Source organism: Streptomyces sp. NPDC101393 (assembly GCF_044767385.1).
Taxonomy (GTDB): domain Bacteria; phylum Actinomycetota; class Actinomycetes; order Streptomycetales; family Streptomycetaceae; genus Streptomyces.
This window is the reverse complement of record NZ_JBIWNU010000001.1, coordinates 170,402-196,448: the sequence shown is the minus strand read 5'-3', so window position 1 is coordinate 196,448 and position 26,047 is coordinate 170,402. Positions and strand designations below refer to the sequence as shown.

Here is a 26,047-nt window from a genome sequence, read left to right as displayed (position 1 = left end):
CGGCGACGCGGCACCACGGCGGTCGCCGGCGGCCACCGGCGGCACCACGAGGGCCCCGCGCCATCGACGGATCGATGACGCGGGGCCCTTTGCCGTCTCCGGCGTGCGCGACGAGCAGCGCGCCTACGCCCGGATCAGAGCTTGAACGACGGTGCGCCGACGTTCTTGCTGCTGCCGGCCGGCAGCATCGTGCCGGTCACCTTCGTCCCCTTTTTGAACGTCTTGTTGATGTGCCACTGCCGCGCGCACTCGCCGTAGGTGCAGACGTGCGACGTGTTCTTCAGCCGCTTGCCCCCGACGTACAGCCGGAAGGTGTAGCTCGCCCCGGCGTGCCCGAGCACATCCTCCAGCTCGACGGTCACCGTGCCGAGCTTGACGCGGGACCCGGACGCGGAGGTCCCGATCACCAGCTCGACGTTCCGGTTGGTGGTGTGGCGGGTGCCCTTGATCTGGACGGACCGCGCGGTCTGCTGTGCGCTCTGTCCCTTTGCCGCGGGCTGTGCGGCGGCCGGTCCGGCGGTCAGTGCGGTGGCCACCGCGGCCGCCGCGATCGTGCCGGCCACCATGCTGCGGCCATACGTCATGCGCCCCATGAGGCGTCCCCTCGTTTCCCTCGTTCTCGGTACGCCGGCGAAAAAGCGCGCCCGTCATTCCGGTCGGTGGGCTGCCGTCGTACCAGGTCGCAGGTCACGCTGAGGGAACCGCCCCGCCCCTGTCAAGGTCAACGACCTTGGTCGAAACGGTTTCTGGCGATCCGTCACCAAAGGCGCCCGGGGTTCCTCCGGCATCGGCCGCCGCGTCGTCGGGCAGCTTCAGATACAGCGTCAGCAGCGCCGCGACGACATAGAGACCCGCGAAGATGAACACCACACCGCCCGCGCCGAGCGGGCCGAGGAAGATGCTGACGATGGCGGGCCCGACGAAGGCCGCGCCGCCGGCCCCGAGGTTGAGCAGTGCCATCGCGCCGCCCTTGTTGTCCGGCGCGAGGGACGGGACCAGGGCCGAGATGGAGACGAACCCGGCCAGCGTGACGCCGTAGAGCATGCCGACCACGATCGCGACCCAGTAGTGGCTGCCGACGGCCTTGGGGACGAAGTACAGCGCCAGGGTGGTGACGGCGCAGCCCAGGCCGCCGAAGGTGGCGATCGTCTTCCGCCAGCCGATCCGGTCGCCGATGGCGCCGAACAGCAGATTGCAGAAGACGTTGGTGCCGTAGATGACGGCGAGCAGGGTGAGCCAGCGGCCCTCGCCGAAGCCCAGCTCCTGGGAGAAGAAGGTCGGCAGGAAGACCAGGAAGCCGAACTCCGGGGCGGTGTTGATGATCCGGACCACGCAGCCGACGGCGACCCTGGGGTGCGTCCAGGCGATGGACAGGCTGGAGAGCAGTGACTGGACGGGCCTGACCTCCGCGGGCGCCAGCCGGGCGAAGCCGGTGCGCTCGCGGACGCCCAGCAGGCAGCACGCGCCGCCGATGGCGATGATGGCGAGCGCGACCCACAGGGTGCCGAAGCGGCCGAACCACGGGTTGGTGACGCCGGCGACGAGGGAGCCGAGGGTGGGCAGACCGCCGGTGAAGGCGACGTAGAACCAGCCGACGGCGGTGCCCATCCGGGCCTTGGGCGCGGTGGCGGTGATCCAGACGAGGAAGCCGAACGCGAAGAGCGGGTAGCCGAAGCCGCGCAGGCCGTAGAAGACCAGCATCAGGGTGTAGTTCTGCGGGCCGAGCGCGAGGGTCAGGAAGAGGACGTCGAAGACGATCCAGACCGCCAGCCCGAGCTGCATCACCCGGCGCGGGCCCCACAGGTCGGAGAGGGCGCCGGAGAGCCAGGAGGCGAGCATCACCGTGATGCCGTAGACGGTGATGACGTACGAGGCGTGGATCTCGGTGCCGGCGCCGTGGCCGGCCATGTACGGCGCGATGAAACCGGACTCCACACCGTCGCCGACCATGAACAGCAGCACGCCGATGTAGCCGAAGACCAGGGCTTTGGGGATGCCGATCCGGTCGAGGAGTGGGGGTGGTGCCATGTCGCGCCTCCGTCGGAGCGAGTGCGGGTGGTCGGGTGCCGGTCCGTGGTCGGTGCCGGCCGGGGCTGCCGGGTGAGAAGGGTCTGGTGCGGTGCGGAGGGGGTGTGATGCGGTGGGCAGGTGAGCGTGCGCCGCGTCCCGGGTCCGCCGTGCGGCAGGTGTGATGCGAGCAGCATGAATCCTGAGAACTTCACATGCAAGATGTGATGCTGGGTTTTCTTGTCGGGGATTCTCACAGCTTCGACGGCGCTTTCTGCTGTGAGGGGTGACGAATCTGTGATCTGGGTGTTAAATCCAACAGGGACGAAACAAAGGAGTGTGCCCTGATGACCACCACCCCCGCCGGCCTCGGACACCACGCCGAGACCTTCCGTGAGGACTGGCTGGAAGGACTGGCCGACGCCTACGCGCGCACGGTCCGCCGGGTCCCGGGTGCCTACGGCGTCGTCGGCCGCCACGCCCCCCGCCCCGGCAAGGTCGCGGTCGTCATCGGCGGCGGCTCCGGCCACTACCCCGCCTTCGCCGGCCTGGTCGGCCCCGGCCTCGCCGACGCCGCCGCCATCGGCGACGTCTTCGCCAGCCCCAGCGCCGAACAGGTCCACCGCACCGCACGCGCCGCGGACGGCGGCGCCGGCGTCCTGTTCACCTACGGCAACTACGCGGGCGACGTCATGCACTTCGGCCTCGCCGCGCGCCGCCTCGCCGCCGAAGGCATCGACACCCGCACCGTGCTGGTGACCGACGACGTCGCCAGCGGCCCGCCGCCCGTCGACGGCCAGGACATCGACCCGTCCCACGACCGCCGCGGCGTGGCCGGCGACTTCTTCGTCTTCAAGGTGGCCGGCGCCGCGGCCGAACGCGGCGACGACCTGGAGAGCGTCGCCCGCATCGCGGCCCGCGCCAACGCCATGACCCGCACCTTCGGCGCCGCCTTCGCCGGCTGCACGCTGCCCGGCGCGTCCGAGCCGCTGTTCACCGTCAACTCCGGCACCACCGAACTGGGCATGGGCATCCACGGCGAACCGGGCCTGCGCACCACCCGCAGCCTGTCCGCCGCCGAACTGGCCGACGAACTGGTCGACAACCTCCTGGACGAACTGCCCGCACCACCCGCCGGCGGCGACGGCCGGGTCGCGGTGCTCCTCAACGGCCTCGGCCGCACCAAGTACGAGGAGATGTTCGTCGTCTACCGCCAGGTCAACCGCCGTCTGCGGGACGCCGGACTGCGCCCCCACCGCCCCGAGGTCGGAGAGTTCGTGACCTCCTTCGACATGGCCGGCATCTCGCTGTCGCTGATGGTCCTCGACGACGAACTGGCCGAGCTCTACGACGCTCCGTGCGACACCCCCGCCTTCCGCAGCCTCCCGGGCGCGTACACGGCCGAGGACGACCTACGGGCCGACGCCCCCGCCCCCGTACGGGAGGCGATGGCCCGTCCCGTACGGGACGGCAGCACCCCCGGCGGGGATCTGCCCGCGACGGTCGCCCTCCAAGCCGCCCTGGACCGGGTCGCCGCCCACGAGGACGAGTTGGGGCGGCTGGACGCGGTGGCCGGCGACGGTGACCACGGCATCGGCATCGTCCGCGGCCTGCGTGCCGCCGTCGCCGCCGCCCGTACCTCCGAACCCGGCCCAGCCGGCGACCCGCACTCGGCCGGCACCGCGCTGCTCACCGCGGGCCTCGCCCTCGCGGACGCCTCGGGCGGCGCATCGGGCGCCCTCTACGGCGCGCTGCTGGCCGAGACCGGCGCCGTCCTGACGAAGGGCGGGCCCGCGGCCACGAGCGGCCAGGACACCGCCGCACAGGCGGCCGGCAGCGGGGGAGCGGCCGGGCGGTGCGCGGTCACGCTGCTCGCCGACGCCGCGGACGCCGCCCAGCGCGCCGTCAGCGACCTCGGCGGGGCCGAGGTGGGCGACAAGACGATGCTGGACGCCCTGGACCCGTTCCGCCGCGAGCTGCGGGCGCGGGCCGGGGACGGGCTCGCCAAGGCGTGGCAGGCCGCCGCCGAGGCCGCCACCCGGGCCGCCGCCGACACCGCGCACCTCACCCCCGCCCGCGGCCGCGCGGCCCGCATGGGCGCCCTGAGCCACGGCCACCCGGACGCCGGAGCCGTCTCGCTCGCGCTGCTCCTCACCGCGGTCGGCGAAACCCTCGCCTGAACCGTCCCCCGGCGGCCCGGGACAACGCCGAAGGCCCCCGCCACCTGAGAGGTGTGCGGGGGCCTTTCGTGGTGCGGCGCGGTGCGCGGCCGTAAAGCTGCGGGTCAGCGCAGGCGGGCCATCAGCGCGTGCTCGACGAGCGTGATGAGCGCGCTCTTGGCCTCGCTGCGGTGCCGCGCGTCGGTGATGATGATCGGCGCGTCCGGACCGATCTGGAGCGCCTCACGCACCTCGTCCGGCGTGTACGGCTGATGTCCGTCGAAGCCGTTGAGGGCGATGACGAACGGAAGCCCGCTGTTCTCGAAGTAATCGACGGCCGGGAAGCAGTCGGCGAGCCGGCGGGTGTCGACGAGGACGACCGCCCCGATCGCACCGCGTACCAGGTCGTCCCACATGAACCAGAACCGGTCCTGACCCGGTGTACCGAAGAGGTACAGGATCAGGTCCTGGTCCAGGGTGATGCGGCCGAAGTCCATCGCCACGGTCGTGGTCGTCTTGTCCGGCGCGTGCGTGAGGTCGTCGATGCCCGCCGAGGCGGAGGTCATCACGGCTTCGGTGCGCAGCGGGTTGATCTCTGAGACGGCCCCGACGAACGTGGTCTTGCCCACGCCGAAGCCGCCCGCCACCACGATTTTCGCGGAGGTGGTGGAGCGGGCTGCACCGCTAGAGCTTGCGAAGTCCACTGAGCACCCTTTCGAGCAGTGTCACATCTGGCTGTCCGCCGGCGGTCTCGTCCCCGCCGGGCTGATGGATGGCGACGAGTCCGGCCTCTGCCAGGTCGGCGACGAGGATCCGGGCGACGCCGAGGGGGATGGAGAGAAGCGCGGAGATCTCGGCTACTGACTTGATCTCGCGGCAGAGGTGGCAGATGCGCTGGTGCTCCGGCAACTGGCCCTGCAGCTTCGAGGGGTCGGCGGTCGTGCTGACCAGTGCCTCGATGGCGAGCTGGTAGCGCGGCCTGGTCCGGCCTCCGGTCATGGCGTACGGACGCACGAGCGGGTTGTGCATGCCCCCGGTGGGGGCGGAGGGCTCGGGCGCGCGCCGCTGGGGCTGCACCGTCTGGATGCGGGGCGCCTGCGGCTGGTCGTACACGGACGGCTCGTACGGCTGGGAGTCGTACGGCCTTTGCTGCTGGTGGCGCTGCGGGCGTTGCGGACGCTGCGGCTGCTGCGGCGGAGGCTGCTGCTGCCGACGGCTCGGCGCGGACGGAAAGTTGAAGCGGTTGTTATGGGTCTCGCCCTGGGGGCCGGACTGCTGTCCGGACCCGTACGGGTATCCGCTCGGGGGCGTTGCCACGTCTCCTCCTCCAACTTGCCTGTCTGACGCCGGTCGCGCCACCGAACCTTATGGCGCGGTGGCAGGAAACGCACTGCCTGTCTGTTAGTTGAGAAGGCTGCCCTGCAGTTCGGCCCGCAGATCGGGCGTGAGAACGCTGCCCGCGCGGTCGACCAGAAGGGCCATCTCGTAACCGACGAGGCCGATGTCGCACTCGGGGTGCGCGAGCACGGCCAGCGATGATCCGTCGGAGACGGACATGATGAAGAGGAAGCCGCGCTCCATCTCCACCACGGTCTGATTGACGCTCCCGCCTTCGAAGATGCGGGAGGCGCCGGCAGTCAGCGAAGTGAGGCCGGAGGCCACCGCCGCCAACTGATCGGCTCTGTCGCGAGGGAATCCCTCGGACATGGCGAGGAGGAGACCGTCCGCGGAGACCACAACCGTGTGGGACACCCCTGGGGTGTTGTCCACGAAGTTGGTGATCAACCAGTTCAGATTCTGCGCCGCCTGGCTCATCGGGCTCACACTAACGCTCCTGATCGTAGGTGCTGCCGGGGCCGAAGCCCTGTTGGTCATTCTGGGGAACCTCCGAGCGGTCCGAACCCGCGTTGCGTCCCTGCTGGACACCGCGGCGCAGATTGCTCAGCCTGCCGCGCACGTCCTCCGGGGCACGGGAGACCTGGGGGCCGCCCTGCGGGGTCTGCTCCGCCGTACCCTCGACCAAATTGGCCTTGGGCACCCGCCGGGGAAGGCCGGAAGAGGTGATCCCGCCCGCCTTCGGCTCGCGCAGCCGCTCCGCCCGCTCCCAGCGCTCGTCGTTGGACGTGCGCCAATCGGAGTCGTCCTGGCCGGTCTCCGGCGCGCTCCGCTGTTGCGGCGGCGTCACCGGCTCCACGGGCTCCTGCCACTGCTGAGCCTGCGGGGAGCCGCCTCCGCGGCGCGGAAGGCCGGCATTGGTCAGCGAGTGGGAGTCGCTCGGGGATGGGCCCGGACGCTCGAATGTTACGCGCTCGGACGCATCAGCGGGAGCGGCAGTTGTATTCCGGTCAGATTCCGCTTCGGTACCGAAGTAGCCGTCATATGCGGGGCGTTCGGCCCACTCGTCCGGCTGCGCCGGCTCGTGGGAGACGTATGCCTGCTGGCCGGTGGTCTCCGGGTGGCCCGGCTGCCCGAACGCCTGGCCACCGTAGGACCGGTCGTCATAGAGCGGTTGATCGGCTTCCGCATACCCCTGGTCGGCGTAGCCCTGGAAGGAGCCACCGGACGGCGCCTCGTCCCGGAAGAGCGGGCGCCCCGGCTCCTGGTACCCGTCGGCCCCTTCGCCGCCCGCCTGGGCCTCCAGGGCCGCACGGCGCTCCTCACGGAGCAGCGAGCGGCCCACCGGGTCCAGCTCGGCGGCGTCGGACGGGCCGTAGCCGTGGTCGTCGAAGCCCAGCTCGGCGGCGGTGCGGTGATCGCTCTCGTAGGCCGCGTGCTGATGCTCGGGAACGATCCGGGACACCGTGAAGTCGTCCTCGAACTGCTCCTCGCCGCCGCCACCGTGGGTGATCGCCTCGGGCAGCATGACCAGCGACGTGGTGCCGGCCTGCTCGCCGGAGGGCCGCAGCTGCACCCGGATCCCGTGCCGGTCGGCCAGCCGGCCGACCACGAACAGGCCCATGCGCTGGGAGACCGCGGCATCCACGCTCGGCGGGTTGGCCAGCTTGTGGTTGATGTCCGCGAAGTCCTCGGGGGTGAGCCCGATGCCCTTGTCGTGGATCTCGATCATGACCCGGCCGTCCGGCAGCCGGGTCGCGGCGACCCGCACCTTCGTCTGCGGCGAGGAGAACGTGGTGGCGTTCTCCAGCAGCTCGGACAGCAGGTGCACGAGGTCGGTCACGGCGGTGCCGTGGATCTCGCTCTCGGGGACGCCGGTGAGTTCTATTCGCTCGTACGACTCGACCTCGGAGGTCGCCGCCCGAAGAACGTCGACCAGCGGCACCGGCTGGTTCCAGCGGCGGCCGGGCTCCTCGCCCGCGAGGATCAGGAGGTTCTCGCCGTTACGCCGCATACGCGTGGCGAGGTGGTCCATCCGGAAGAGGTTCTCCAGCTGGTCCGGGTCCGCCTCGTTGTTCTCCAGGTCCGTGATCAGCGTCAGCTGACGCTCGATGAGGCCCTGGTTGCGCTGCGAGAGGTTGGTGAAGATCGCGTTGACGTTGCCCCGCAGCAGTGCCTGCTCGGCCGCCAGCCGGACGGCCTCGCGGTGCACCTGGTCGAAGGCGCGGGCGACCTCGCCGATCTCGTCGGTGGTGTTGATCGGGATCGGCTGCACACGGGTGTCGACCCGGCCCGGGTCCGTCCGCGACAGCTGGTCGACCAGCATCGGCAGCCGCTGCTCGGCGATGCCGAAGGCGGCGGTGCGCAGCTGGCGCATGTTCCGGCTCATCCGGCGGGCCATGAGCCCGGCCACGACGAACGCGATGATCAGGGCCGCGAGCACGATCGCGGAGTCGGTGAACGTCGACTGCTTGGCCTCGGCGGAGATGTCCGCCGCCTCGTTCACCGCCTTGTCGGCGAGGTCCTTCTCGATCGACCGGTACATGTCGAACTTGCCGGTCGCAGTCGCGAACCAGGTGTCGGAGGTGATGCCCTTCGGGGCCAGCGTCTCCGGGGCCGCGCCGGTGGCGACGGCGGTCGACATGCTGTCGATCGACGGCGGGGTGCGGAACGGCCGGCCGGCGGCCTCGGCCTGCTCCTTGGCCTGCGCGACCTTCTGCTTCGCCGCCTGCTTGAGCGCGGCCGCGTCCTTCTGCAGCCGGGCGACGTCCTCGGGCGTGCCGCCGGAGGTGTACTCGCCGATGGCGATGCCCTCCAGGTAGCGGTACGACGCGAAGGCGGTCAGCTGGAGCTTGTGCTCCTTGCCGCCCTGCGGTGAGGCCGGGTCGACCAGGAGGTGGGTGCCGATGGAACGCTGCAGCGACTCGGCGGCCTGTGCCAGCGCGACGGCGTAGACGGTGCGGCCGTAGGAGGTGATGTTGCCGGTGCCGAGCCCGAGTTCGTTGGCGAACTCCATCAGCGGGTGCTGGATCTCGACGTAGCCCTCTTCGGTCTGCACACCGCGCAGCTTCGAGGTGTACGCGGCCTGGCGCAGCTTCTCCAGCTTGGGCTCGGTCTTGTCGAACACCGCGAGGCGGCGCTTGAGACCGGGCTTGTCCGGCATGTTCTTGGCCGCCGCGCGGAACGCGTCGGCCGCGGTGTCGGTGGAGTTCCGCGCCTTGAGGACGGCCGGGTCGTCGGTCTTGCCCTTCAGGAGCGGGGCCGCGGTGCGGTCACGCTCGTCGATCAGGGCATTGCTGTAGGAAAGTGCGGCGCGCACGAGCTTCGCGGTGTTCTCCGCGTCCTGCGCTTCCTGCCAGGTGCCGAACGAGCTGTCCACCCGCAGGCCGCCGAAGAGCAGCGCGACCATGACGGGGATCAGCAGGATGGCGTTCAGGCGGGTGGCCACACGCCAGTTGCGCGGGGAGTACTTGCCACCGCTGGACGCAGGCTTTTCGACGGTGTTTTCCGATACGTCGGAAACCGGCGCCGTACCACGCGACGGCGGCGTGAAGTTGCCCCGCCGCGGCTCCTGCGGCTCGGGGCTCGACTTGCTTCGCCTCACTCGACCAACAACCTCTCGGCGCCGGCACTACCTGCTGTGCCGTTTCTTCTGGGCGTTACTACTCCGGAGTTCAGCGAATTTCAGCACGTCAGGGCGGTGCCTTCCAAACACTGGGTAAAGCTGGAGTGGGTACGCGAGAGGTCCAGATAAAAGGGGCGTTAAGGGCGAGCCGCGCCAAAAGGCGAGAGGAATATGAGCGCAGCGAAGCCGGACGTGCGCGCGGGGTTCCGAATCTCGTTCAATTCACTGTCGAAACGTTATGAACAGCAACTGTGGGCGTGTTGAAGGACACAGATCGATTCGGCGCGAAACGGGAACCGGGCCGGCCTGGAACAGGGGCCGCCCGTGGCACGGAAGGGGAGCGGCCCGCGCCGGCAAGGCGCGGGCCGTCGGTACCCGCTACTGCAGACGCGCCATCAGGGCATGCTCGACGAGCGTGATGAGAGCGCTCTTCGCTTCGCCGCGATGCCGCGCGTCGGTGGTGATGATGGGAGTGCCGGGCCCGATCTGCAGCGCTTCGCGCACCTCGTCCGGCGTGTACGGCTGATATCCCTCGAAGCCGTTCAGGGCGATGACGAACGGAAGTCCGCTGTTCTCGAAGTAATCGACGGCCGGGAAACAGTCGGCGAGCCGGCGGGTGTCGACCAGCACCACCGCGCCGATCGCACCGCGCACCAAGTCGTCCCACATGAACCAGAAACGGTCCTGACCCGGCGTACCGAAGAGGTACAGGATCAGGTCCTGGTCCAGGGTGATGCGGCCGAAGTCCATCGCCACGGTCGTGGTCGTCTTGTCCTGGACATGGCTCAGATCGTCGATCCCCGCCGAGGCGGAGGTCATCACGGCCTCCGTACGCAGCGGGTTGATCTCCGAGACCGCCCCGACGAACGTGGTCTTGCCCACGCCGAAGCCGCCCGCCACCACGATCTTGGCGGAGGTCGTCGAGCGGGCGGTGTTCTGGCCCGCGCCCCCGTCAGAGCTTGCGAAGTCCACTGAGCACCCTCTCCAGCAAGGTCACGTCCGGCGTACCGCCGGCTTCACCGCTGCCGCCGGGCTGGTGGATCGCCACCATCCCCGCTTCCGCCAGGTCCGCGACCAGGATCCGCGCGACACCCAGCGGGATGTGCAGCAGCGCGGAGACCTCGGCCACCGACTTCACCTCGCGGCACAGGTGGCAGATCCGCTGGTGCTCGGGCAGCAGCCCGGGGAGCTGAGAGGGGTCGGCGGTCGTGCTGACCAGCGCCTCTATGGCGAGCTGGTAGCGCGGCCGGGTCCGGCCTCCGGTCATGGCGTACGGGCGCACCAGCGGCTGGTCACCTTCGCTCCCGTACGGCGCTTGGCTGTAGGCGCCGTACGGGCCGGAAGTGGCAGGTGGCGGGGTCATGGGTCCTCCGGGCGGGACAACTGACTGTCGTCGGGTTGGGCCGGTGGGGGGTGCGGCACTGTGGTCGGTGGGGCTGGCGGTGGTGCGGCAAGGCGCTGCGGGCGCCTCAGTGCAGCAGGCTGCCCTGCAGTTCGGCGCGCAGGTCGGGCGTCAGGACGGTGCCGGCACGGTCCACCAGCAGCGCCATCTCGTAACCGACCAGGCCGATGTCGCAGTCGGGGTGCGCGAGCACCGCGAGCGACGAACCGTCCGAGACCGACATGATGAAGAGGAACCCCCGCTCCATCTCCACCACGGTCTGGTTGACGCTTCCGCCTTCGAAGATGCGGGAGGCGCCGTTGGTCAGCGAGGTGAGGCCGGAGGCCACCGCCGCCAACTGGTCGGCACGGTCACGCGGGAAGCCCTCGGACATCGCGAGGAGCAGCCCGTCCGCGGAGACCACCACCGTGTGGGACACCCCTGGGGTGTTGTCCACGAAGTTGGTGATCAACCAGTTCAGATTCTGCGCCGCCTGGCTCATCGGACTCAACTAACGCTCCTGCTGGTGTGTGGGGTCAACAATGCCGTGGTTGCCCGTGGACGATGTCCCGGCCTGCCGGCCCTGCTGGATACCCCGACGGAGATTGGTCAGCCGCCCGCGCACTTCACTGGGCGCGCGCGAGACCTGCGGACCGGTCTGGGTGGACTGCTGCTGTGCGGTGCCCGCGACGAGATTCGCGCGCGGGACCCGGCGGGGCAGCCCTGACGTGGTGATCCCGCCGGCGGCCGGCTGGCGTACCTGCTCCGCCTGCCGCCAGCGCTCGTCGTTCGGCGAACTGCGCCACTGCGCACCGCTCTCGGCGGGACGCCCGCCGTCGGCCTGCGCGCCGTTGCGCGAGCCGTTGGCGGTGTTCGCCGGGGCGTCACCGCGCGCGGAGCTGTTCTGCGCCCGGCGCGGCATCAGCGGCGCATCGGCCTCGTCGTCGCGTGCCGGAGGAGTCGCGCCGGCAGCGGCGGCCGCCGGGTGGTTGAACCAGTTCGACTCGATGGTGTCGAAGATCGGCGTACGTCCGTCACCGGGACCCGCGTCCGCGTCGCCGAGCATGTCCGAGGACGGCGCACCGTCCTGCGGCTGCGGGGCGGGGAACTGCCCGGTGCCCTGCGACTCGTCGCCGTACGCACCGCGCGCCGCGTCCCGCTGCGGGAGCCGGCCCGTGTCGTACTGCCCGGTGTCGCTGTCGGGCCGCTGGAACTGGCCCGTCTCGTACTGACCCGTTTCGTACGGGCCGGAATCGTACTGACCCGTGTCGCCTTCGGGCTGCGGGAACTGGCCGGTGTCGTAGCGGCCCGGGTCGCTCCCCGGCCGCGCGAACTGTCCGGTGTCGCCGGGGCCGTTGCCGGCGCCCCGGCCGGCCGGCCGCTCGTCGGCGGGCAGCGCGAATTCACCGGTGTCGCCGGGACCGGACTGCCGCGGGAAGGCGTCGGCGGCCGACGGGCCGCGTCCGCCCTGGCCCGGGTCGGAGCCGGGCGGCGGGCCGTTGAAGTCGGGGCGGGCGAACGGCGTGGTGTCGGCCGGGCCGCCGGCCGGAGCGGGCCGCTCGAAGCTGCCGGTGGTCTCCGGCTCCTCGTGGCCGCGCGGCCGGTCCTCCTGCGCCTCGCGGGGCGCCAGCGGCCAGTCGTCGCCGGATCCGCCGCGATCCCGGCGGGCGCCCCAACTCGTGGTGCCCGCCTGCTGGTTGGTCGGACCGTCGGCACGGTCGGGGCCGCCCTGACGGCCCTGGCCGCCGGACGTGTCGGAACCGCCCGGCAGCGCGGCCGCGGGACCCCGCGGCGGCAGTTGCGGACGCTCCGTACGGCGCGGCGCACCGGTCGGCGGCGCCACGGTCGGGCCCTGCGGGTTGCCGGGCTGCGTACCGCTGCCCTGCTGGAAGGAGGCCGGCTGCGGGGCGTCCGCGCCGCGGGTGGGCAGCGAGGGGCGCGCACCGGGGCGTCCGGCGGCCGGGCGGGCGTCGCCGCCCTGTGCCGGAGCGCCGGGACGGCCGGCCGGAGGGGCACCGAAGGCATTCGGCGCACCGCCACCGGGAGCACCGCCACCGGGGCCGCCGCGACCGGGCAGCGCGGGGCGCCCTCCGGCGGACGGACCGGCGCCGACCTGGCCGCGCGGGGTCAGACCGGCGAGCCGGCTGGACTGCGCGCCGCCGCCGCCTTCACCGGCACCGGCCTTGGGGCTCGGCGCGGGCTTCTTGCCGCCCTGGGCGACATCGACCGGCAGCATGACCAGCGCGGTGGTGCCGCCGGAGTCGGAGGGCCGCAGCTGGATACGGATGCCGTGGCGCAGCGACAGCCGGCCGACCACGAACAGACCCATCCGCCGCGACACCGAGACGTCCACGGTCGGCGGGCTGGCCAGCCGCTCGTTGATCGCCGAGAGGTCCTCGGGGGACAGGCCGATACCCGTGTCGTGGATCTCGACCAGCACCCGCCCGTCGGGCAGCGCGTGGCCGGTCACCTTGACCTTGGTCTGCGGGGAGGAGAACGACGTGGCGTTCTCCAGCAGCTCGGCGAGCAGGTGCACGAGGTCGTTGACGACGCGTCCGGCGACCTCGGTCTGCGGAACGGCGTTGAGCTCGATCCGCTCGTACTGCTCGACCTCGGACGCCGCGGCACGCAGCACGTCGACGAGCGGCACCGGCCGCGTCCACCGGCGGCCCGGCTCCTCGCCCGCGAGGACGAGGAGGTTCTCGCCGTTACGGCGCATGCGGGTGGCGAGGTGGTCGAGCTTGAAGAGGGAGGAGAGCTGGTCGGGGTCCGCCTCGCGGGACTCCAGCTCGGAGATCAGCGACAGCTGCCGCTGGATCAGGCCCTGGCTGCGGCGCGAGAGGTTGGTGAACATCGCGTTGACGTTGCCCCGCAGCAGCGCCTGCTCGGACGCCAGCCGGACGGCCTCGCGGTGCACGTCGTCGAAGGCCGCGGCCACCTTGCCGATCTCGTCCCGGCTGTGCACACCGACGGACTCGACGGAGGTGTCCACGTCCTGCGGGTCGGTGTCGGACAGCTGCTTGACCAGCTCGGGCAGCCGGTCCTGGGCCACCTTCTGCGCGGTGTCCTGGAGCCGGCGCAGCGAGCGCACCATGGACCGCGCCACGACGAAGGCGCCGACCAGCGAGACACCGAGGACGAGCAGGATCAGCGCACCGTTGATGATCGCGGTCTGCGTCGCGTCGTCGCGCAGCTCACGGGACTTCTGCTCCATCTCGGAGAGCAGCGTCGTCTCGATCCGCGACATCTCGTCGATCTTGACGGTGTCCGAGTCGTACCAGTCGAGGTACTGGTAGTCCTGGCTGTTGATGCCCTTGGGGCTCGCGAAGGAGCGGTGCGCGAAGGCGACGGCTTCCTTGATCGCGTCGTTGTTGCCGTCCAGGCCGCGGGTCAGCGCGCCGGCGTTGTTCCCGTAGATCTGCTGGAAACGGCTGCGGGCGGCCTTCTCGTTGTCCTCGGCGGTACGGCCGGAGAGCCGGTCGTTGGAGGAGAGTTCGGGGCCGCCCTTGTGGGCGAGGCCGACACTGACCAGGGCACGCTGGATCGACGCGTACTCCTTGGCGGAGGAGAACGCCGCCAGGGCACGGGTACTGGCGATCATCTCCGGGTTGCTGGTCGCCTGCGCCATGTCCTGGGAGAGCGACAGCAGCGAGGTGATCAGCTGGTTGTAGCTGGTCACCGTGCGCGCGGCGTTGTCGTCGTCCTTGTAGGCGTTGGAGCGGATCTCGTTGAGGGTGTTGAGCTGGCGCCCGATCTCCAGGACGGTCGCCCGGACACCGGTCATGGTGGCGTCCTGGCCCTGCAGGTCGCCGGTGGCCTGATTGAACGAGATCTTGGCGCGGTCGGTCGCCTCACGCGGCGCGACGACGTTGGCGTCGTCCTTGGTGTTGCCGCTGCCGGAGATCGGACCGGCGGACTTGTCCCGCTCCACCTGCAGCGCGTCGGCGAGCTCGGTCGCCTGCCGCGTCATCTCGGTGAGCAGCTGCATCTTGTCCAGCTGGTCGATGTTCTCCAGCGAGCTGGAGATACGGGCCCCGCCCAGCGCGGTCGCGGCGACGACGGGCAGCGCGAGCAGGGAGACCAGGCGGGTGCTGATGCGCCAGTTGCGCAGCGCTATTCGCGACCCGGGCCCACTGGGGCCGTTCGACGCGGTGGGTGTACCGCTGTCCGCGGAGCCGCCGCCCGGCGCCTGGCTGCCCCGGTCGGACGACACAGTGGTGCCGTCCGCCGGACCGTTGCCCTGGGCGCGCTGGGGCGAGGAGGCGCGGTCGGTCCCGCCGCGCAGCTCCGGGTCCGCCGCAGCATCCCCGCGGCCCTGGCGGGCCTGGGGAGACCCCATGCCATCCCTCTTGAAACGTCCCTGCACTAGCGTCGCAACCTCTGGACCAGGCGTCCCTCCGCGCGAACGGCGGGACGGTGTCGAGTCGTGGGGGACCGCAAGTCCCCCATGGCGGTCGTGAGTGACCGGCGGGCTGCCCCCTCTGGCCGAGAGAGCGGCACCACCGCGCGGCGCTACTTTGCGCCCTGCGCACCGGCTGAAACGTGCGGCGGTCCGTGGAATTCCAGCACAGTGCAGGATCTCCAACAAGAGCGGAGCCGGTGCCTGTGACATGGGTGACGCAATGTAGGGACCGAGTGACGACACGTAGAGGATTGCGCTACCAATAACGGACTTTTACCCGCGAGTCGTTCACCTGTACCCCCTGTCCCAGGTGCGGTGATCGGGAGCGGAACGTGCGCTTCACTACACCAATGTCCGATTCGCCCATGGTTGTTGATCATGGGAAATGCGGCATTTGTCACACCCTTCGTGAGCAAACTCACAGGAAGATCGCGGACTTGGCCACCACATCGCAGGGAATAGCGCGCATAGCCTGAGGCTTTACAGAGTGGCCCTCTTCGACAAGAGCGGCCTCTCCGTACCGCGGCAAGCTCCGTTTTTTCGTTTGTCCGTCGTTCCCCATCACAACGCGAGGCGTGAAGCAGTGAAGACCACGATGTTCCGCAACATAGCCAACCCGCGGCGCACCACCCTGGCGCACCTCCAGGACGCCGACGAGCTCGGCACCGCGGCGCCCGAGGCCCCGGAGCACTCCGTCGAACTGCCCGCCCAGACCGCCAACCCCCGCCGCACCGTCCTGATGGACGCCCCGCAGCAGGAACTCACCGCCTGACCGGGGAGCCCCCGGCGACCTGCCGCAACGGATCGGCCGCGCCCCCGCGATAGCCTGGAGTGTCAACTCCGGCCAGTGATCAATGAGGGGCAGCGGCACCCGTGCGCATCGCCAGATTCTCCATCGACGGCAACGTCGGCTTCGGCGTCCTCGAAGGCGACGAACTCGACGTCATCAAGGGGCACCCCTTCGCGGAATTCGAGCGCTCCGGCCAGAAGGTCCCCCTCGACAAGGTCCGCCTTCTGCCGCCGGTGCTGCCCAACAAGGTCGTCGCGATCGGGCGTAACTACGCCGACCACGCCGCCGAACTGGGCAATGAGGTCCCCGACGCCCCGGTCACCTTCTTCAAGCCCTCCACCTCCGTGGTCGGCCCCGGCGACCCCATCGCGTACCCCTCCTTCTCCCAGGAGGTGCACCACGAAGCGGAACTCGCCGTCGTCATCGGCCGCATGTGCCGTGAGGTGCCCCGCGAGCGCGTCAAGGACGTCATCCTCGGCTACACCTGCGCCAACGACGTCACCGCGCGCGACGTCCAGAAGCGGGAGAAGCAGTGGGCGCGGGCCAAGGGCTTTGACAGCTCCTGCCCGCTCGGCCCCTGGGTCGAGACCGAGCTCACCCCCGCGGACATCGCCGCCGGCCTCGCCATCCAGTGCACGGTCAACGGCGAACAGCGCCAGCTCGGCCGCACCAGCGAGATGGTCCGTCCGATCGAGGACCTCATCGTCCACATCACCGAGGCGATGACGCTGCTCCCCGGCGACGTCGTCCTCACGGGCACCCCGGCCGGAGTCGGCCCGCTCAACGTCGGCGACGAGGTCGCCGTCACCATCGAAGGCATCGGCACTCTCACCAACAAGGTGATCAAGCGTGGCTAACGCGACCCCCTCCGCCCCCGTCCGCGTACGGTTCTGTCCCTCCCCGACCGGCAATCCCCATGTGGGTCTGGTCCGCACCGCCCTGTTCAACTGGGCGTTCGCCCGGCACCACAAGGGCACCCTGGTCTTCCGGATCGAGGACACCGACGCGGCCCGTGACTCCGAGGAGTCCTACAACCAGCTGCTGGACTCCATGCGCTGGCTGGGCTTCGACTGGGACGAGGGCCCCGAGGTCGGCGGCCCGCACGCCCCCTACCGCCAGTCGCAGCGGATGGACCTCTACAAGGACGTCGCCGAAAGGCTCCTCGCCGCCGGTCACGCCTACCACTGCTACTGCACCACCGAAGAGCTCGACACCCGCCGCGACGCCGCCCGCAAGGCCGGCAAGCCCTCCGGCTACGACGGCACCTGCCGCACGCTCACCGCCGAGCAGAAGGCCGCCTATGAGGCCGAGGGCCGCTCGTCCATCGTCCGCTTCCGGATGCCCGACGAGCCGATCACCTTCACCGACCTGGTGCGCGGCGAGCTGACCTTCACCCCGGAGAACGTCCCGGACTACGGCATCGTCCGTGCCAACGGCGCGCCCCTCTACACGCTCGTCAACCCCGTCGACGACGCGCTGATGGAGATCACCCACGTCCTGCGCGGCGAGGACCTGCTCTCCTCCACCCCCCGCCAGATCGCCCTCTACAAGGCCCTGATCGACCTGGGCGTCGCCAAGGAGATCCCCGCCTTCGGCCATCTCCCCTACGTCATGGGCGAGGGCAACAAGAAGCTCTCCAAGCGCGACCCGCAGGCCTCGCTCAACCTCTACCGCGAGCGCGGCTTCCTCCCCGAGGGCCTGCTGAACTACCTCTCGCTGCTCGGCTGGTCCTTCTCCGCCGACCAGGACATCTTCTCGGTCGCCGAGCTGATCGAGAAGTTCGACATCGCGGACGTCAACGCCAACCCGGCCCGCTTCGACCTCAAGAAGGCCGAGGCGATCAACGCCGACCACATCCGGCAGCTGGACCTCGCCTCCTTCATCACGGCCTGCGAGCCCTGGCTGAAGGCCCCGCACGCCAACTGGGCCCCCGAGGACTTCGACGAGGCCGCCTGGCAGGCCATCGCCCCGCACGCCCAGACCCGCGTCACGGTCCTCTCGGACATCACCGCCAACGTCGACTTCCTCTTCCGCAAGGAACCGGTCGAGGACGAGGCGTCCTGGGCGAAGGCGATGAAGGGCGACCCGGCGGCGCTGCTCACCACGGCCCGCGCCAAGCTCGAAGGCGCCGACTGGAGCAGCCCCGAGGCCCTCAAGGAGGCCGTCCTGGCCGCCGGCGAGGAGCACGGCCTCAAGCTCGGCAAGGCCCAGGCCCCGGTCCGCGTCGCCGTCACCGGACGCACCGTCGGCCTGCCCCTCTTCGAGTCCCTGGAGATCCTGGGCAAGGACCGCACCCTCACCCGCATCGACGCGGCCCTGGCGAAGCTCGCCGGCTGACCCCGTCCGACCCGAGGGCCCGGATGCCGCACGGCGTCCGGGCCCTCGGCGCATTCCGGGACGCACCCCGGAAGTGGGATGCTTCCCCCATGGCCGTCCACGCCGTCCTCTGGGACATCGACGACACCCTCTTCGACTACACCGGCTCCGACCGGGCCGGCGCGCTGCGGCACATCGAGGAGGAGGGTCTGCTCGCCGCGTACGGCGGCGAGGAGGCGGCGCTGGAGCGGTGGCGGGCAGCCATGGAGGCCGAGTTCGCCCGTTTCCTCGCCGGCGAGGTGGGCTTTCTCGACCACCGGCGCGCCCGCGCCCGCAGGTTCCTGGGCACCGAACTCCCCGACGACGAGGCCGATGCGTGGTTCGCCCGCTACATCGCCCACTACGAGGCGGCCTGGAGGCTCTTCCCGGACGCCGGGCCCGCGCTCGACGCCCTCGCCCCGCTGGTCCGCCAGGCCGTGCTCTCCAACTCCTCGACGGCCAACCAGGAGCGCAAGCTCACGAGACTGGGCATCCGCCCCCACTTCGAGGCCGTGCTCTGCGCCGATGCCCTGGGTCACGCCAAGCCCGCCCCCGAGGCGTTCCACGCCGCCTGCGCGGCACTCGGCCTGCCGCCGGCCGAGGTCGTCTACGTCGGCGACAAGCTCGACATCGACGCACTCGGTGCCAGGGACGCCGGTCTGCACGCGGTGTGGCTGGACCGTACGGGCGCGGAAGATGACCTTCCAGCGGGCGTCCGGCGCGTCGCGAGCCTCGCGGATCTGCCCCGGATGCTGCAGGTCCTTATGCGTTTTGGTGCCCCGTCCCCCATCAGGTAATGTTCTTCCTGCGCCGCCCGAGAGGGCCGAAAGGCCTGGCCGGAAAGCGCAAACCAAACAAACCCCCTACCGGGGGTTGAGTTTTGGTGGGCTATGGTGTAATTGGCAGCACGACGGTTTCTGGTTCCGTTAGTCTAGGTTCGAGTCCTGGTAGCCCAGCAAGAAGTCTTCTTCCAGTAGGCCGTAGGCCGAAGGCTTCTTGATCGCAGTACCAGGCCCCCGTTGTGTAGCGGCCTAGCACGCCGCCCTCTCAAGGCGGTAGCGCCGGTTCGAATCCGGTCGGGGGTACAGATCCTTTCTTTCCATCGCCTTCGGGTCGCTCCCGGATGCAATGACGCAAGGATCGCTAGAGCCCCCGTTGTGTAGCGGCCTAGCACGCCGCCCTCTCAAGGCGGTAGCGCCGGTTCGAATCCGGTCGGGGGTACTGGTCTAGACCACCATGGGCTATGGTGTAATTGGCAGCACGACGGTTTCTGGTTCCGTTAGTCTAGGTTCGAGTCCTGGTAGCCCAGCGCAGAGTGTCCTCAGGGCGCATCTCAACTGCAAGAAGACACGCCCCCGTTGTGTAGCGGCCTAGCACGCCGCCCTCTCAAGGCGGTAGCGCCGGTTCGAATCCGGTCGGGGGTACGTGAACGACAAGGCCCTCGCTTCGGCGGGGGCCTTTGTCGTGCGTGTGCGGCGCCCCGGGCTCCGGGCCGCGCGGTGCGCGGGACTCAGAGGCCGTAGCGCCGCGCCGCCAGTTCCTCCTGGGCCAGCCGCCGCAGGCTGAGCAGCACCGGCTCGTAGAGCACCGTCGCGGCCACCGCCGTCTCGACCTTCTCGACCTCCTCCGGGAGCGCGGCGAGGGCGTCGTGATCGTGCTCCGCCACCGCTTCCATCTGCCGTGCGTACGGGGCGAGTTGGGCCGCGCCCACCTCATACCCCAGCTCCGCCAGCCTGGCCACGGTCGTGACCAGGGTGCGGTAGGAGGGGGAGAGGTCGCCGAGGTCCTGGGCCCTGTCCCAGCCCAGCTCCGTCAGCAGCGCCTCGGTCTCCTCGCGCGCCCGGACGGTCGCGGGGGCCGTGGGATCGGCGTCGGGGGGACGGGGGAGTGCCCACAGGGCCGCGCCGAGCCGGACGGTGCGCCCGAGGGTCTCGTCGTCGACCGCGGCGAGCACGTCGCGGGCGGCCGCCACCGGGACCTTGCCGACCTGGATCAGGGCGCGCACCAGCCGCAGCCGGCGCAGATGGGAGTCGTCGTACTCGGCCTGCGTCGCGGTGATCCGGCGTCCCTGCGGGAGGAGTTGCTCGCGCAGGTAGTACTTGATCGTGGCGGTGGAGACCCCACTGCGCTCGCTGAGTTCCGACAGTCGCATCCCTTGCACCTCCTTGAGGGGAGTGTCAGTATCCCCCCACTGGATAGTGAGGCTATCCAACATCTGCGAGCCAGGGAGCCGTCATGCGCAGCAAGACCCGACCCGGCCGGACCACCGCTGCGGCGACGGGCGACGTGGTGGTCTTTCTCCTCGGGATGCGGATCAACCACTTCTGGGCGGTGCACCGTTGGCTGCCCGTCTTCCTCGCCATGCCGCGCATGCTGCGGGAGCTGTCGCGCGATACGTCGTCGGGGCTGCTGAGTTACCAGCTGTTGTCCGGTTCCCCCAAGACGTACTACGTCGTCGAGTACTGGGAGTCCAAGGAGAAACTGCTCGCCTACGCCGCGGCGCCGGACAAGCTGCACCGGCCCGCGTGGGCGAAGATCAACCGCCACCTCCGCAAGAGCGGGCAGCACGTGGGGATCTGGCACGAGACGTATGTCGTGCCGGAGGGGTCCTACGAGTCCATCTACGGCGATATGCCGCCGTACGGCCTGGGCAAGGCCTATGGAGTCGCCCCGCTGGGCGACGGCGTGCAGGCCGCCGAGCGGTTGGCGGCGTGAGGGTCTGAGGGGGCGGGTGTCCGAGGGGGTGCATGACAGGGGAGTGCACCCCCGGCCGGGGCCGTCCGGCGGTCCGCGAGGACGCTGCCGCACGGCCCTGCCGGTTCAGCTGGTGCGGCGCAGGCCCTCCGAGAGCCGTGCCGCGGCGTCGATGACCGCCTGGGCGTGCATCCGGCCCGGGTGGCGGGTCAGCCGCTCGATCGGCCCGGAGACCGACACGGAGGCCACCACGCGGTTCGAGGGGCCCCGCACGGGCGCGGAGACGGACGCGACGCCCGGCTCCCGCTCTCCGATCGACTGGGCCCAGCCGCGGCGCCGTACGCCGGACAGGGCGGTCGCCGTGAAGCGCGCGCCCTGCAGGCCGCGGTGCAGCCGCTCCGGCTCCTCCCAGGCCATCAGGATCTGCGCGGCCGATCCGGCCTTCATGGGGAGCGTGGAGCCGACCGGAACGGTGTCCCGCAATCCGGACAGCCGCTCCGCGGCCGCCACACAGATCCGCATGTCGCCCTGCCGGCGATAGAGCTGAGCGCTCTCGCCGGTCACATCGCGCAGGTGCGTGAGGACCGGGCCGGCGGTCGCCAGCAGGCGGTCCTCGCCGGCCGCGGCCGCGAGCTCGGAGAGCCGCGGGCCGAGAATGAACCGGCCCTGCATGTCCCTCGCCACCATCCGGTGGTGTTCCAGAGCCACGGCCAGCCTGTGTGCCGTGGGTCGTGCAAGCCCTGTCGCCGCGACCAGCCCGGCGAGGGTGGCCGGACCGGACTCCAGAGCGCTCAATACCAGAGCCGCCTTGTCGAGAACGCCGACGCCGCTAGAGTTGTCCATGCAACGATACTCGCGTCTCACACTGTGAAACGCAAGTTCAATTTTCCGGGGAAGTCGTCAATCTGTAGGTGTGGCCCTCTACCAGGGTCCGGCGCAGAGCGCGGCACCGGGGGTGCCGGCTGGGCGCGCACAGTCGAGTTAGGCCGGCAATGCGGCCGGCCGGAGGGAAAGCGATGGGACGGACACTCGCGGAGAAGGTCTGGGACGACCATGTCGTCCGGCGCGCGGAAGGCGAGCCCGACCTCCTCTTCATCGATCTGCACCTGCTGCACGAGGTCACCAGCCCGCAGGCCTTCGACGGGCTGCGCAAGGCCGGACGCCAGGTGCGCCGCACGGATCTGACCATCGCCACCGAGGACCACAACACCCCGACCCTCGACATCGACAAGCCGATCGCCGACCCGGTCTCGCGCACCCAGCTGGAGACGCTGCGCAAGAACTGCGCGGAGTTCGGTGTCCGGCTGCACCCGCTCGGCGACGTCGAGCAGGGCGTTGTCCACGTCGTGGGACCGCAGTTGGGACTGACCCAGCCCGGCACCACCGTGGTCTGCGGTGACAGCCACACCTCCACCCACGGCGCCTTCGGCGCGCTGGCGTTCGGCATCGGCACCAGCCAGGTCGAGCACGTCCTGGCCACCCAGACGCTGCCGCTGGCCCCCTTCAAGACCATGGCGATCACCGTCGAGGGCGAACTGCCCGACACCGTGACCGCCAAGGACCTGATCCTGGCGATCATCGCCAAGATCGGCACCGGCGGCGGCCAGGGCTACGTCCTGGAATACCGCGGTTCCGCCATCGAGAAGCTGTCGATGGAGGCCCGGATGACCATCTGCAACATGTCGATCGAGGCGGGCGCGCGGGCCGGCATGATCGCCCCCGACCGGACCACCTTCGACTACCTGCAGGGCCGTGACCACGCCCCCGCCGCGGGCGAGGAGTGGGACGCCGCCGTCGCGTACTGGCAGACGCTGCGCACCGACGACGACGCGGTCTTCGACGCCGAGGTCGTCATCGACGCCTCCTCGCTGGCCCCGTTCGTTACCTGGGGCACCAACCCCGGCCAGGGTGCGCCGCTTTCGGCGAACGTCCCCGACCCCGCTTCGTACGAGGACGCCTCGGAGCGCTACGCCGCTGAAAAGGCCCTGGAATACATGGGGTTGACGGCGGGTCAGCCGCTGCGCGAGATCAACGTGGACACCGTCTTCGTAGGTTCGTGCACCAACGGCCGTATCGAGGACCTGCGCTCCGCCGCCTCGATCCTGGAAGGCCGTTCGGTCGCCGAGGGCGTACGGATGCTGGTCGTTCCCGGCTCGGTCCGGGTCGCGCTGGAGGCCGTCGCCGAGGGGCTGGACAAGGTGTTCACCGCGGCCGGCGCCGAATGGCGGCACGCGGGTTGCTCGATGTGCCTGGGTATGAACCCCGACCAGCTGGCCCCCGGTGAGCGCTCCGCGTCCACCTCCAACCGCAACTTCGAGGGCCGGCAGGGCAAGGGCGGCCGCACGCACCTGGTCTCGCCTCAGGTTGCCGCCGCAACGGCTGTTCTCGGCCATCTGGCCTCACCGGCCGATCTGTCCGACGCCGACGTCGCTACGCCCGCGGGAGTCTGAGAACCATGGAAGCTTTCACCACCCACACCGGCCGGGCCGTCCCGCTGCGCCGCAGCAACGTCGACACCGACCAGATCATCCCGGCGCACTGGCTGAAGAAGGTCACCCGCGACGGCTTTGAGGACGGGCTGTTCGAGGCCTGGCGCAAGGACCCCGAGTTCGTCCTCAACCAGCAGCGATACCAGGGCGCCAGCGTCCTGGTGGCCGGCCCCGACTTCGGTACCGGATCCTCGCGTGAGCACGCTGTCTGGGCCCTGCAGAACTTCGGCTTCAAGGCCGTCATCTCCTCGCGCTTCGCGGACATCTTCCGCGGAAACTCCCTCAAGAACGGGCTGCTGACGGTGGTCCTGCCGCAGGAGACCGTGGAGCGTCTGCAGACGCTCCTGGAGGCCGACCCGACCGCGGAGGTGACGGTCGACCTGGTCGCCCGCAAGGTCACCGCCGAGGGCATCAGCGCCGACTTCGAGTTGGACGAAAATGCCAGGTGGCGCCTGTTGGAGGGGCTGGACGACATCAGCCTCACCCTTCGGGAGGAGTCCTCCATCGTGGAGTACGAGGCGAACAGGCCGTCGTTCAAACCGCGTACGGTAGAGGTCTGACCTCGGGTTTTATGGCTCAAAGCCTTATTGCGTACGATGCGCCCCCTGTGCAGTTGGCAGGGGGCGCATCGGCCTTTCGAGGCGGCTGTTGAGGCCCCGTGAAGCGACAACTCGCCGCAGATGGCACAATTAGCGCATGGAACGCGACGGCCAACTCGAGCTCTACGGTCACGTCGCCGACCGGCTCAAGGTCGCACACGCAAGAGTGCGGACACTGCAAGTCCCGGAGGGCGTACGGATGGCGCTGACCCGGAAGCTGCTCGTCATCACGGCCGCGGCTAAACACGATCTTGCGGACGCGGCAAGGCGTCTGGAGTGGTTCATGGATGACCTCGACGAAGGTCGTTTTCCCGAAGATGTGCGCCCCGATGGAAGTCCGTGATGGTCGAGTTCGTTGCGGCACAAGGGTGATTAGCCCGTTTCGTGTTTGATTTGCGGTATATATCTGCCTAACGTGCGAAAAAGCTTGGACACTTTCGTTCCAGCAATGTCTCCGAAGGGGAAGACGTGAACAAGGCGCAGCTCGTAGAAGCCATTGCCGACAAGCTCGGCGGCCGTCAGAACGCCGCGGACGCGGTGGACGCAGTACTGGACGCAGTCGTCCGTGCGGTGGTCACCGGCGACCGCGTTTCGGTCACCGGATTCGGTTCGTTCGAGAAGGTCGACCGTCCGGCCCGCTACGCCCGTAACCCGCAGACGGGTGAGCGGGTGCGGGTCAAGAAGACCTCCGTGCCGCGTTTCCGTGCGGGTCAGGGCTTCAAGGACCTGGTGAGCGGCTCGAAGAAGCTCCCCAAGAACGACGTGGCCGTCAAGAAGGCCCCCAAGGGCAGCCTCTCGGGTGGAACTTCCACCCGTACGACGGTCAAGAAGGCGGCCGCGAAGAAGGCCACCACCGCCAAGAAGGCCGCCGCGAAGAAGGCGACGCCGGCGAAGAAGACCACCGCCACCGCGAAGAAGGCGGCGGCGAAGAAGACCACCGCCAAGAAGGCCACCACGGCCAAGAAGGCGACGGCGAAGAAGGCCACCACCGCCAAGAAGGCGACCCCGGCCAAGAAGGCCACCACCGCCAAGAAGGCGACGGCGAAGAAGACCGCCCCCGCCAAGAAGGCGACGGCGAAGAAGGCCCCCGCCAAGAAGACCACGGCGCGCAAGACCACTGCCAAGAAGACCACCGCCCGCAAGCGGTAATTCAGCAGCGGCGACGCCAACGCGTCGGGCCGGTCTCCCTTCGGGGAGCCCGGCCCGCGGTGCGTTCAGGGGCCCGCTGCTCCTCTAGGCTCTCTCCCATGCAGGCCACCGCGTACACCTACGACTCCGAAACCCGCTCCGGCAGTGTGCTGCTCGACGACGGGACCCCGCTGCCCTTCGAGGCGCCGGCTTTCGACGCGGGCGGCCTGCGGCTGCTGCGGCCCGGTCAGCGGGTCCGTATCGAGATCGAGGGCGGGACGGCGGACTCCGGGGACGGCCGACGCGTCGTCCTCGTCACGCTCCAGACGTTCTGAGGCCTTCCACACCGCCCGAGCCGTCCGTGCCGACCGGGCCGTCGACGCCGCCCGTGCCGATCTCCGGGGCCGGCCCGGCCGTCCGGCAGCCCGGCAGATGAGGCGCCTGGTGCGCCGTGTGCGGGCCCACCCCCAGCGCCAGCGCGGCGCGCAGATCCTCGCCGGTGTCCACGTCCCGGCGCACCGACGGCACATCCGGCGCGGTGATCTCCCGCGCCCCCGAGGCGAGGTGCCGCGCCCGCGACGGACCGCCGAATGCCGGTTCCAATTCCACACCGGAAGTCGCGGTCAGAAGTGTTGTCCCGATATCCGCCGCATCCGCGAGAAATGCGCGGGGAAATAGCGCGGCAAAATGGAGCACCTGTTCAAGCTCCGCCGGACGCAGCGCGGGAAGATCGGCGTTCAGCGCGGCGACCGCCGCACCGGGACGGCGCGCGCGGACCGTGCGCGCTCCGTGCGCCAGCGCGGCGTTGAGCCCGCCGGCCGGAGTGTCGGGCACGATGCGCGCCCCCAGGCCCGCCAGCCGCTCGCCGGCCAGCGGATCATCCGTGACAACCGCCACATCGCGCACGTCGGTGCAGGCCAGCGCGGCCGTCACGGTGTCCAGGGCGAATGCCAGCGCCAACCGGGGCCGGAACTCCTCACCGGCCGCCGGGGAGAGCCTGCTTTTGGCCCGCACCAGGGGTTTCAGCGGTACCACCAAGCTCCATCCCACATCCGCTCCGTCTCTTCGCATCGGCATCATTCT

General features: G+C 70.3%; 24 protein-coding genes and 5 tRNA genes. 16 read left to right on the top strand and 13 right to left on the bottom strand.

The features are described 5' to 3' along the window. Window positions 1–134 precede the first annotated feature (134 nt). Both ACIRQ7_RS00850 and ACIRQ7_RS00845 read right to left on the bottom strand, forming a co-directional pair. Window positions 135–593: a hypothetical protein gene (locus ACIRQ7_RS00850; protein ID WP_404258908.1), complete on the bottom strand. Its 459-nt coding sequence runs from the start codon at window positions 591–593 to the stop codon at window positions 135–137. A 94-nt stretch (window positions 594–687) separates the two neighbouring features. Further along, window positions 688–2,028, bottom strand: coding sequence for an MFS transporter (locus ACIRQ7_RS00845; protein WP_404258906.1), 1,341 nt, complete (start codon window positions 2,026–2,028; stop codon window positions 688–690). 326 nt (window positions 2,029–2,354) lie between these two features. Here ACIRQ7_RS00845 and ACIRQ7_RS00840 point away from each other — a divergent pair, with 326 nt between their 5' ends. Beyond that, on the top strand, window positions 2,355–4,187 hold the full coding sequence (locus ACIRQ7_RS00840) for a dihydroxyacetone kinase family protein (RefSeq protein ID WP_404258904.1): 1,833 nt from the start codon (window positions 2,355–2,357) through the stop codon (window positions 4,185–4,187). A gap of 104 nt (window positions 4,188–4,291) precedes the next feature. On the opposite strand, the gene ACIRQ7_RS00835 is transcribed toward ACIRQ7_RS00840, so the two are convergent. The 8 genes from ACIRQ7_RS00835 to ACIRQ7_RS00800 all read right to left on the bottom strand — a co-directional run bounded on the left by ACIRQ7_RS00835 (window position 4,292) and on the right by ACIRQ7_RS00800 (window position 14,846). Next, on the bottom strand, window positions 4,292–4,870 hold the full coding sequence (locus tag ACIRQ7_RS00835) for an ATP/GTP-binding protein (RefSeq protein ID WP_073760799.1): 579 nt from the start codon (window positions 4,868–4,870) through the stop codon (window positions 4,292–4,294). Then, a complete protein-coding gene (locus tag ACIRQ7_RS00830; RefSeq protein ID WP_404258902.1) occupies window positions 4,851–5,483 on the bottom strand; it encodes a DUF742 domain-containing protein in 633 nt (210 codons plus the stop codon). The genes ACIRQ7_RS00835 and ACIRQ7_RS00830 overlap by 20 nt, the downstream gene beginning before the upstream one ends. A gap of 84 nt (window positions 5,484–5,567) precedes the next feature. After that, the gene (locus ACIRQ7_RS00825) at window positions 5,568–5,981 is read right to left on the bottom strand and encodes a roadblock/LC7 domain-containing protein (RefSeq protein ID WP_098749732.1); all 414 of its coding nucleotides are present in this window, start codon (window positions 5,979–5,981) and stop codon (window positions 5,568–5,570) included. A 10-nt stretch (window positions 5,982–5,991) separates the two neighbouring features. Next, on the bottom strand, window positions 5,992–9,105 hold the full coding sequence (locus ACIRQ7_RS00820; RefSeq protein ID WP_404258901.1) for a nitrate- and nitrite sensing domain-containing protein: 3,114 nt from the start codon (window positions 9,103–9,105) through the stop codon (window positions 5,992–5,994). A gap of 399 nt (window positions 9,106–9,504) precedes the next feature. Then, complete coding sequence (locus ACIRQ7_RS00815) at window positions 9,505–10,098, bottom strand: GTP-binding protein (protein WP_404258899.1); 594 nt, start codon at window positions 10,096–10,098, stop codon at window positions 9,505–9,507. Beyond that, window positions 10,079–10,489 carry a DUF742 domain-containing protein gene (locus ACIRQ7_RS00810; RefSeq protein ID WP_030087818.1) on the bottom strand — a complete coding sequence of 137 codons (411 nt, stop codon included), beginning with the start codon at window positions 10,487–10,489 and terminating at the stop codon, window positions 10,079–10,081. The genes ACIRQ7_RS00815 and ACIRQ7_RS00810 overlap by 20 nt, the downstream gene beginning before the upstream one ends. A gap of 106 nt (window positions 10,490–10,595) precedes the next feature. Beyond that, complete coding sequence (locus tag ACIRQ7_RS00805; RefSeq protein WP_401463809.1) at window positions 10,596–11,009, bottom strand: roadblock/LC7 domain-containing protein; 414 nt, start codon at window positions 11,007–11,009, stop codon at window positions 10,596–10,598. A 9-nt stretch (window positions 11,010–11,018) separates the two neighbouring features. After that, window positions 11,019–14,846 (bottom strand): nitrate- and nitrite sensing domain-containing protein, encoded by a 3,828-nt coding sequence (locus ACIRQ7_RS00800; RefSeq protein ID WP_404258898.1) that lies wholly within the window; start codon window positions 14,844–14,846, stop codon window positions 11,019–11,021. Between the two features lie 646 nt (window positions 14,847–15,492). Between ACIRQ7_RS00800 and ACIRQ7_RS00795 the strand changes: the two genes are divergently transcribed. The 9 genes from ACIRQ7_RS00795 (at window position 15,493) to ACIRQ7_RS00755 (ending at window position 19,478) form a co-directional block, all read left to right on the top strand. Further along, window positions 15,493–15,681, top strand: a complete 189-nt coding sequence (locus ACIRQ7_RS00795; RefSeq protein ID WP_403667771.1) for a hypothetical protein — start codon at window positions 15,493–15,495, stop codon at window positions 15,679–15,681. A gap of 101 nt (window positions 15,682–15,782) precedes the next feature. Beyond that, window positions 15,783–16,556 carry a fumarylacetoacetate hydrolase family protein gene (locus ACIRQ7_RS00790; protein WP_404258897.1) on the top strand — a complete coding sequence of 258 codons (774 nt, stop codon included), beginning with the start codon at window positions 15,783–15,785 and terminating at the stop codon, window positions 16,554–16,556. Further along, complete coding sequence (gene gltX, locus ACIRQ7_RS00785; protein WP_404258895.1) at window positions 16,549–18,036, top strand: glutamate--tRNA ligase; 1,488 nt, start codon at window positions 16,549–16,551, stop codon at window positions 18,034–18,036. The genes ACIRQ7_RS00790 and gltX overlap by 8 nt, the downstream gene beginning before the upstream one ends. Before the next feature lie 89 nt (window positions 18,037–18,125). Then, window positions 18,126–18,851, top strand: coding sequence for an HAD family hydrolase (locus ACIRQ7_RS00780; protein ID WP_404258894.1), 726 nt, complete (start codon window positions 18,126–18,128; stop codon window positions 18,849–18,851). A gap of 87 nt (window positions 18,852–18,938) precedes the next feature. Then, a tRNA-Gln gene (locus ACIRQ7_RS00775) sits at window positions 18,939–19,010 on the top strand. A gap of 56 nt (window positions 19,011–19,066) precedes the next feature. Then, window positions 19,067–19,139, top strand: a tRNA-Glu gene (locus ACIRQ7_RS00770). A gap of 63 nt (window positions 19,140–19,202) precedes the next feature. Further along, window positions 19,203–19,275, top strand: a tRNA-Glu gene (locus ACIRQ7_RS00765). Window positions 19,276–19,291: 16 nt separating this feature from the next. Continuing rightward, a tRNA-Gln gene (locus tag ACIRQ7_RS00760) sits at window positions 19,292–19,363 on the top strand. Between the two features lie 42 nt (window positions 19,364–19,405). Beyond that, window positions 19,406–19,478 (top strand) — tRNA-Glu (locus ACIRQ7_RS00755). A gap of 86 nt (window positions 19,479–19,564) precedes the next feature. Here ACIRQ7_RS00755 and ACIRQ7_RS00750 read toward each other — a convergent pair. Then, the gene (locus tag ACIRQ7_RS00750; RefSeq protein WP_404258892.1) at window positions 19,565–20,206 is read right to left on the bottom strand and encodes a MerR family transcriptional regulator; all 642 of its coding nucleotides are present in this window, start codon (window positions 20,204–20,206) and stop codon (window positions 19,565–19,567) included. An 83-nt stretch (window positions 20,207–20,289) separates the two neighbouring features. Between ACIRQ7_RS00750 and ACIRQ7_RS00745 the strand changes: the two genes are divergently transcribed. Beyond that, the gene (locus ACIRQ7_RS00745) at window positions 20,290–20,769 is read left to right on the top strand and encodes a DUF4188 domain-containing protein (protein ID WP_404258890.1); all 480 of its coding nucleotides are present in this window, start codon (window positions 20,290–20,292) and stop codon (window positions 20,767–20,769) included. A 105-nt stretch (window positions 20,770–20,874) separates the two neighbouring features. Here the strand turns inward: ACIRQ7_RS00745 and ndgR are convergent, their stop codons facing one another. Beyond that, window positions 20,875–21,591 carry an IclR family transcriptional regulator NdgR gene (gene ndgR, locus ACIRQ7_RS00740; protein WP_350254233.1) on the bottom strand — a complete coding sequence of 239 codons (717 nt, stop codon included), beginning with the start codon at window positions 21,589–21,591 and terminating at the stop codon, window positions 20,875–20,877. A 173-nt stretch (window positions 21,592–21,764) separates the two neighbouring features. Between ndgR and leuC the strand changes: the two genes are divergently transcribed. From leuC to ACIRQ7_RS00715, 5 genes are all read left to right on the top strand, one after another. Next, window positions 21,765–23,198, top strand: coding sequence for a 3-isopropylmalate dehydratase large subunit (gene leuC, locus ACIRQ7_RS00735; RefSeq protein ID WP_404258889.1), 1,434 nt, complete (start codon window positions 21,765–21,767; stop codon window positions 23,196–23,198). A 5-nt stretch (window positions 23,199–23,203) separates the two neighbouring features. Further along, complete coding sequence (gene leuD, locus ACIRQ7_RS00730; protein WP_404258887.1) at window positions 23,204–23,797, top strand: 3-isopropylmalate dehydratase small subunit; 594 nt, start codon at window positions 23,204–23,206, stop codon at window positions 23,795–23,797. Between the two features lie 136 nt (window positions 23,798–23,933). Continuing rightward, window positions 23,934–24,179 carry a hypothetical protein gene (locus ACIRQ7_RS00725; protein WP_401463407.1) on the top strand — a complete coding sequence of 82 codons (246 nt, stop codon included), beginning with the start codon at window positions 23,934–23,936 and terminating at the stop codon, window positions 24,177–24,179. A gap of 125 nt (window positions 24,180–24,304) precedes the next feature. After that, the gene (locus ACIRQ7_RS00720; RefSeq protein WP_401463409.1) at window positions 24,305–24,985 is read left to right on the top strand and encodes an HU family DNA-binding protein; all 681 of its coding nucleotides are present in this window, start codon (window positions 24,305–24,307) and stop codon (window positions 24,983–24,985) included. A 98-nt stretch (window positions 24,986–25,083) separates the two neighbouring features. Then, entirely contained in the window at window positions 25,084–25,299 is a 216-nt protein-coding gene (locus ACIRQ7_RS00715; RefSeq protein WP_404258886.1) for a hypothetical protein, read from the top strand. Here ACIRQ7_RS00715 and cofC read toward each other — a convergent pair. Beyond that, on the bottom strand, window positions 25,280–26,044 hold the full coding sequence (gene cofC, locus ACIRQ7_RS00710; protein ID WP_404258884.1) for a 2-phospho-L-lactate guanylyltransferase: 765 nt from the start codon (window positions 26,042–26,044) through the stop codon (window positions 25,280–25,282). The two genes, ACIRQ7_RS00715 and cofC, sit on opposite strands and share 20 nt — an antisense overlap. Window positions 26,045–26,047: the final 3 nt, after the last annotated feature.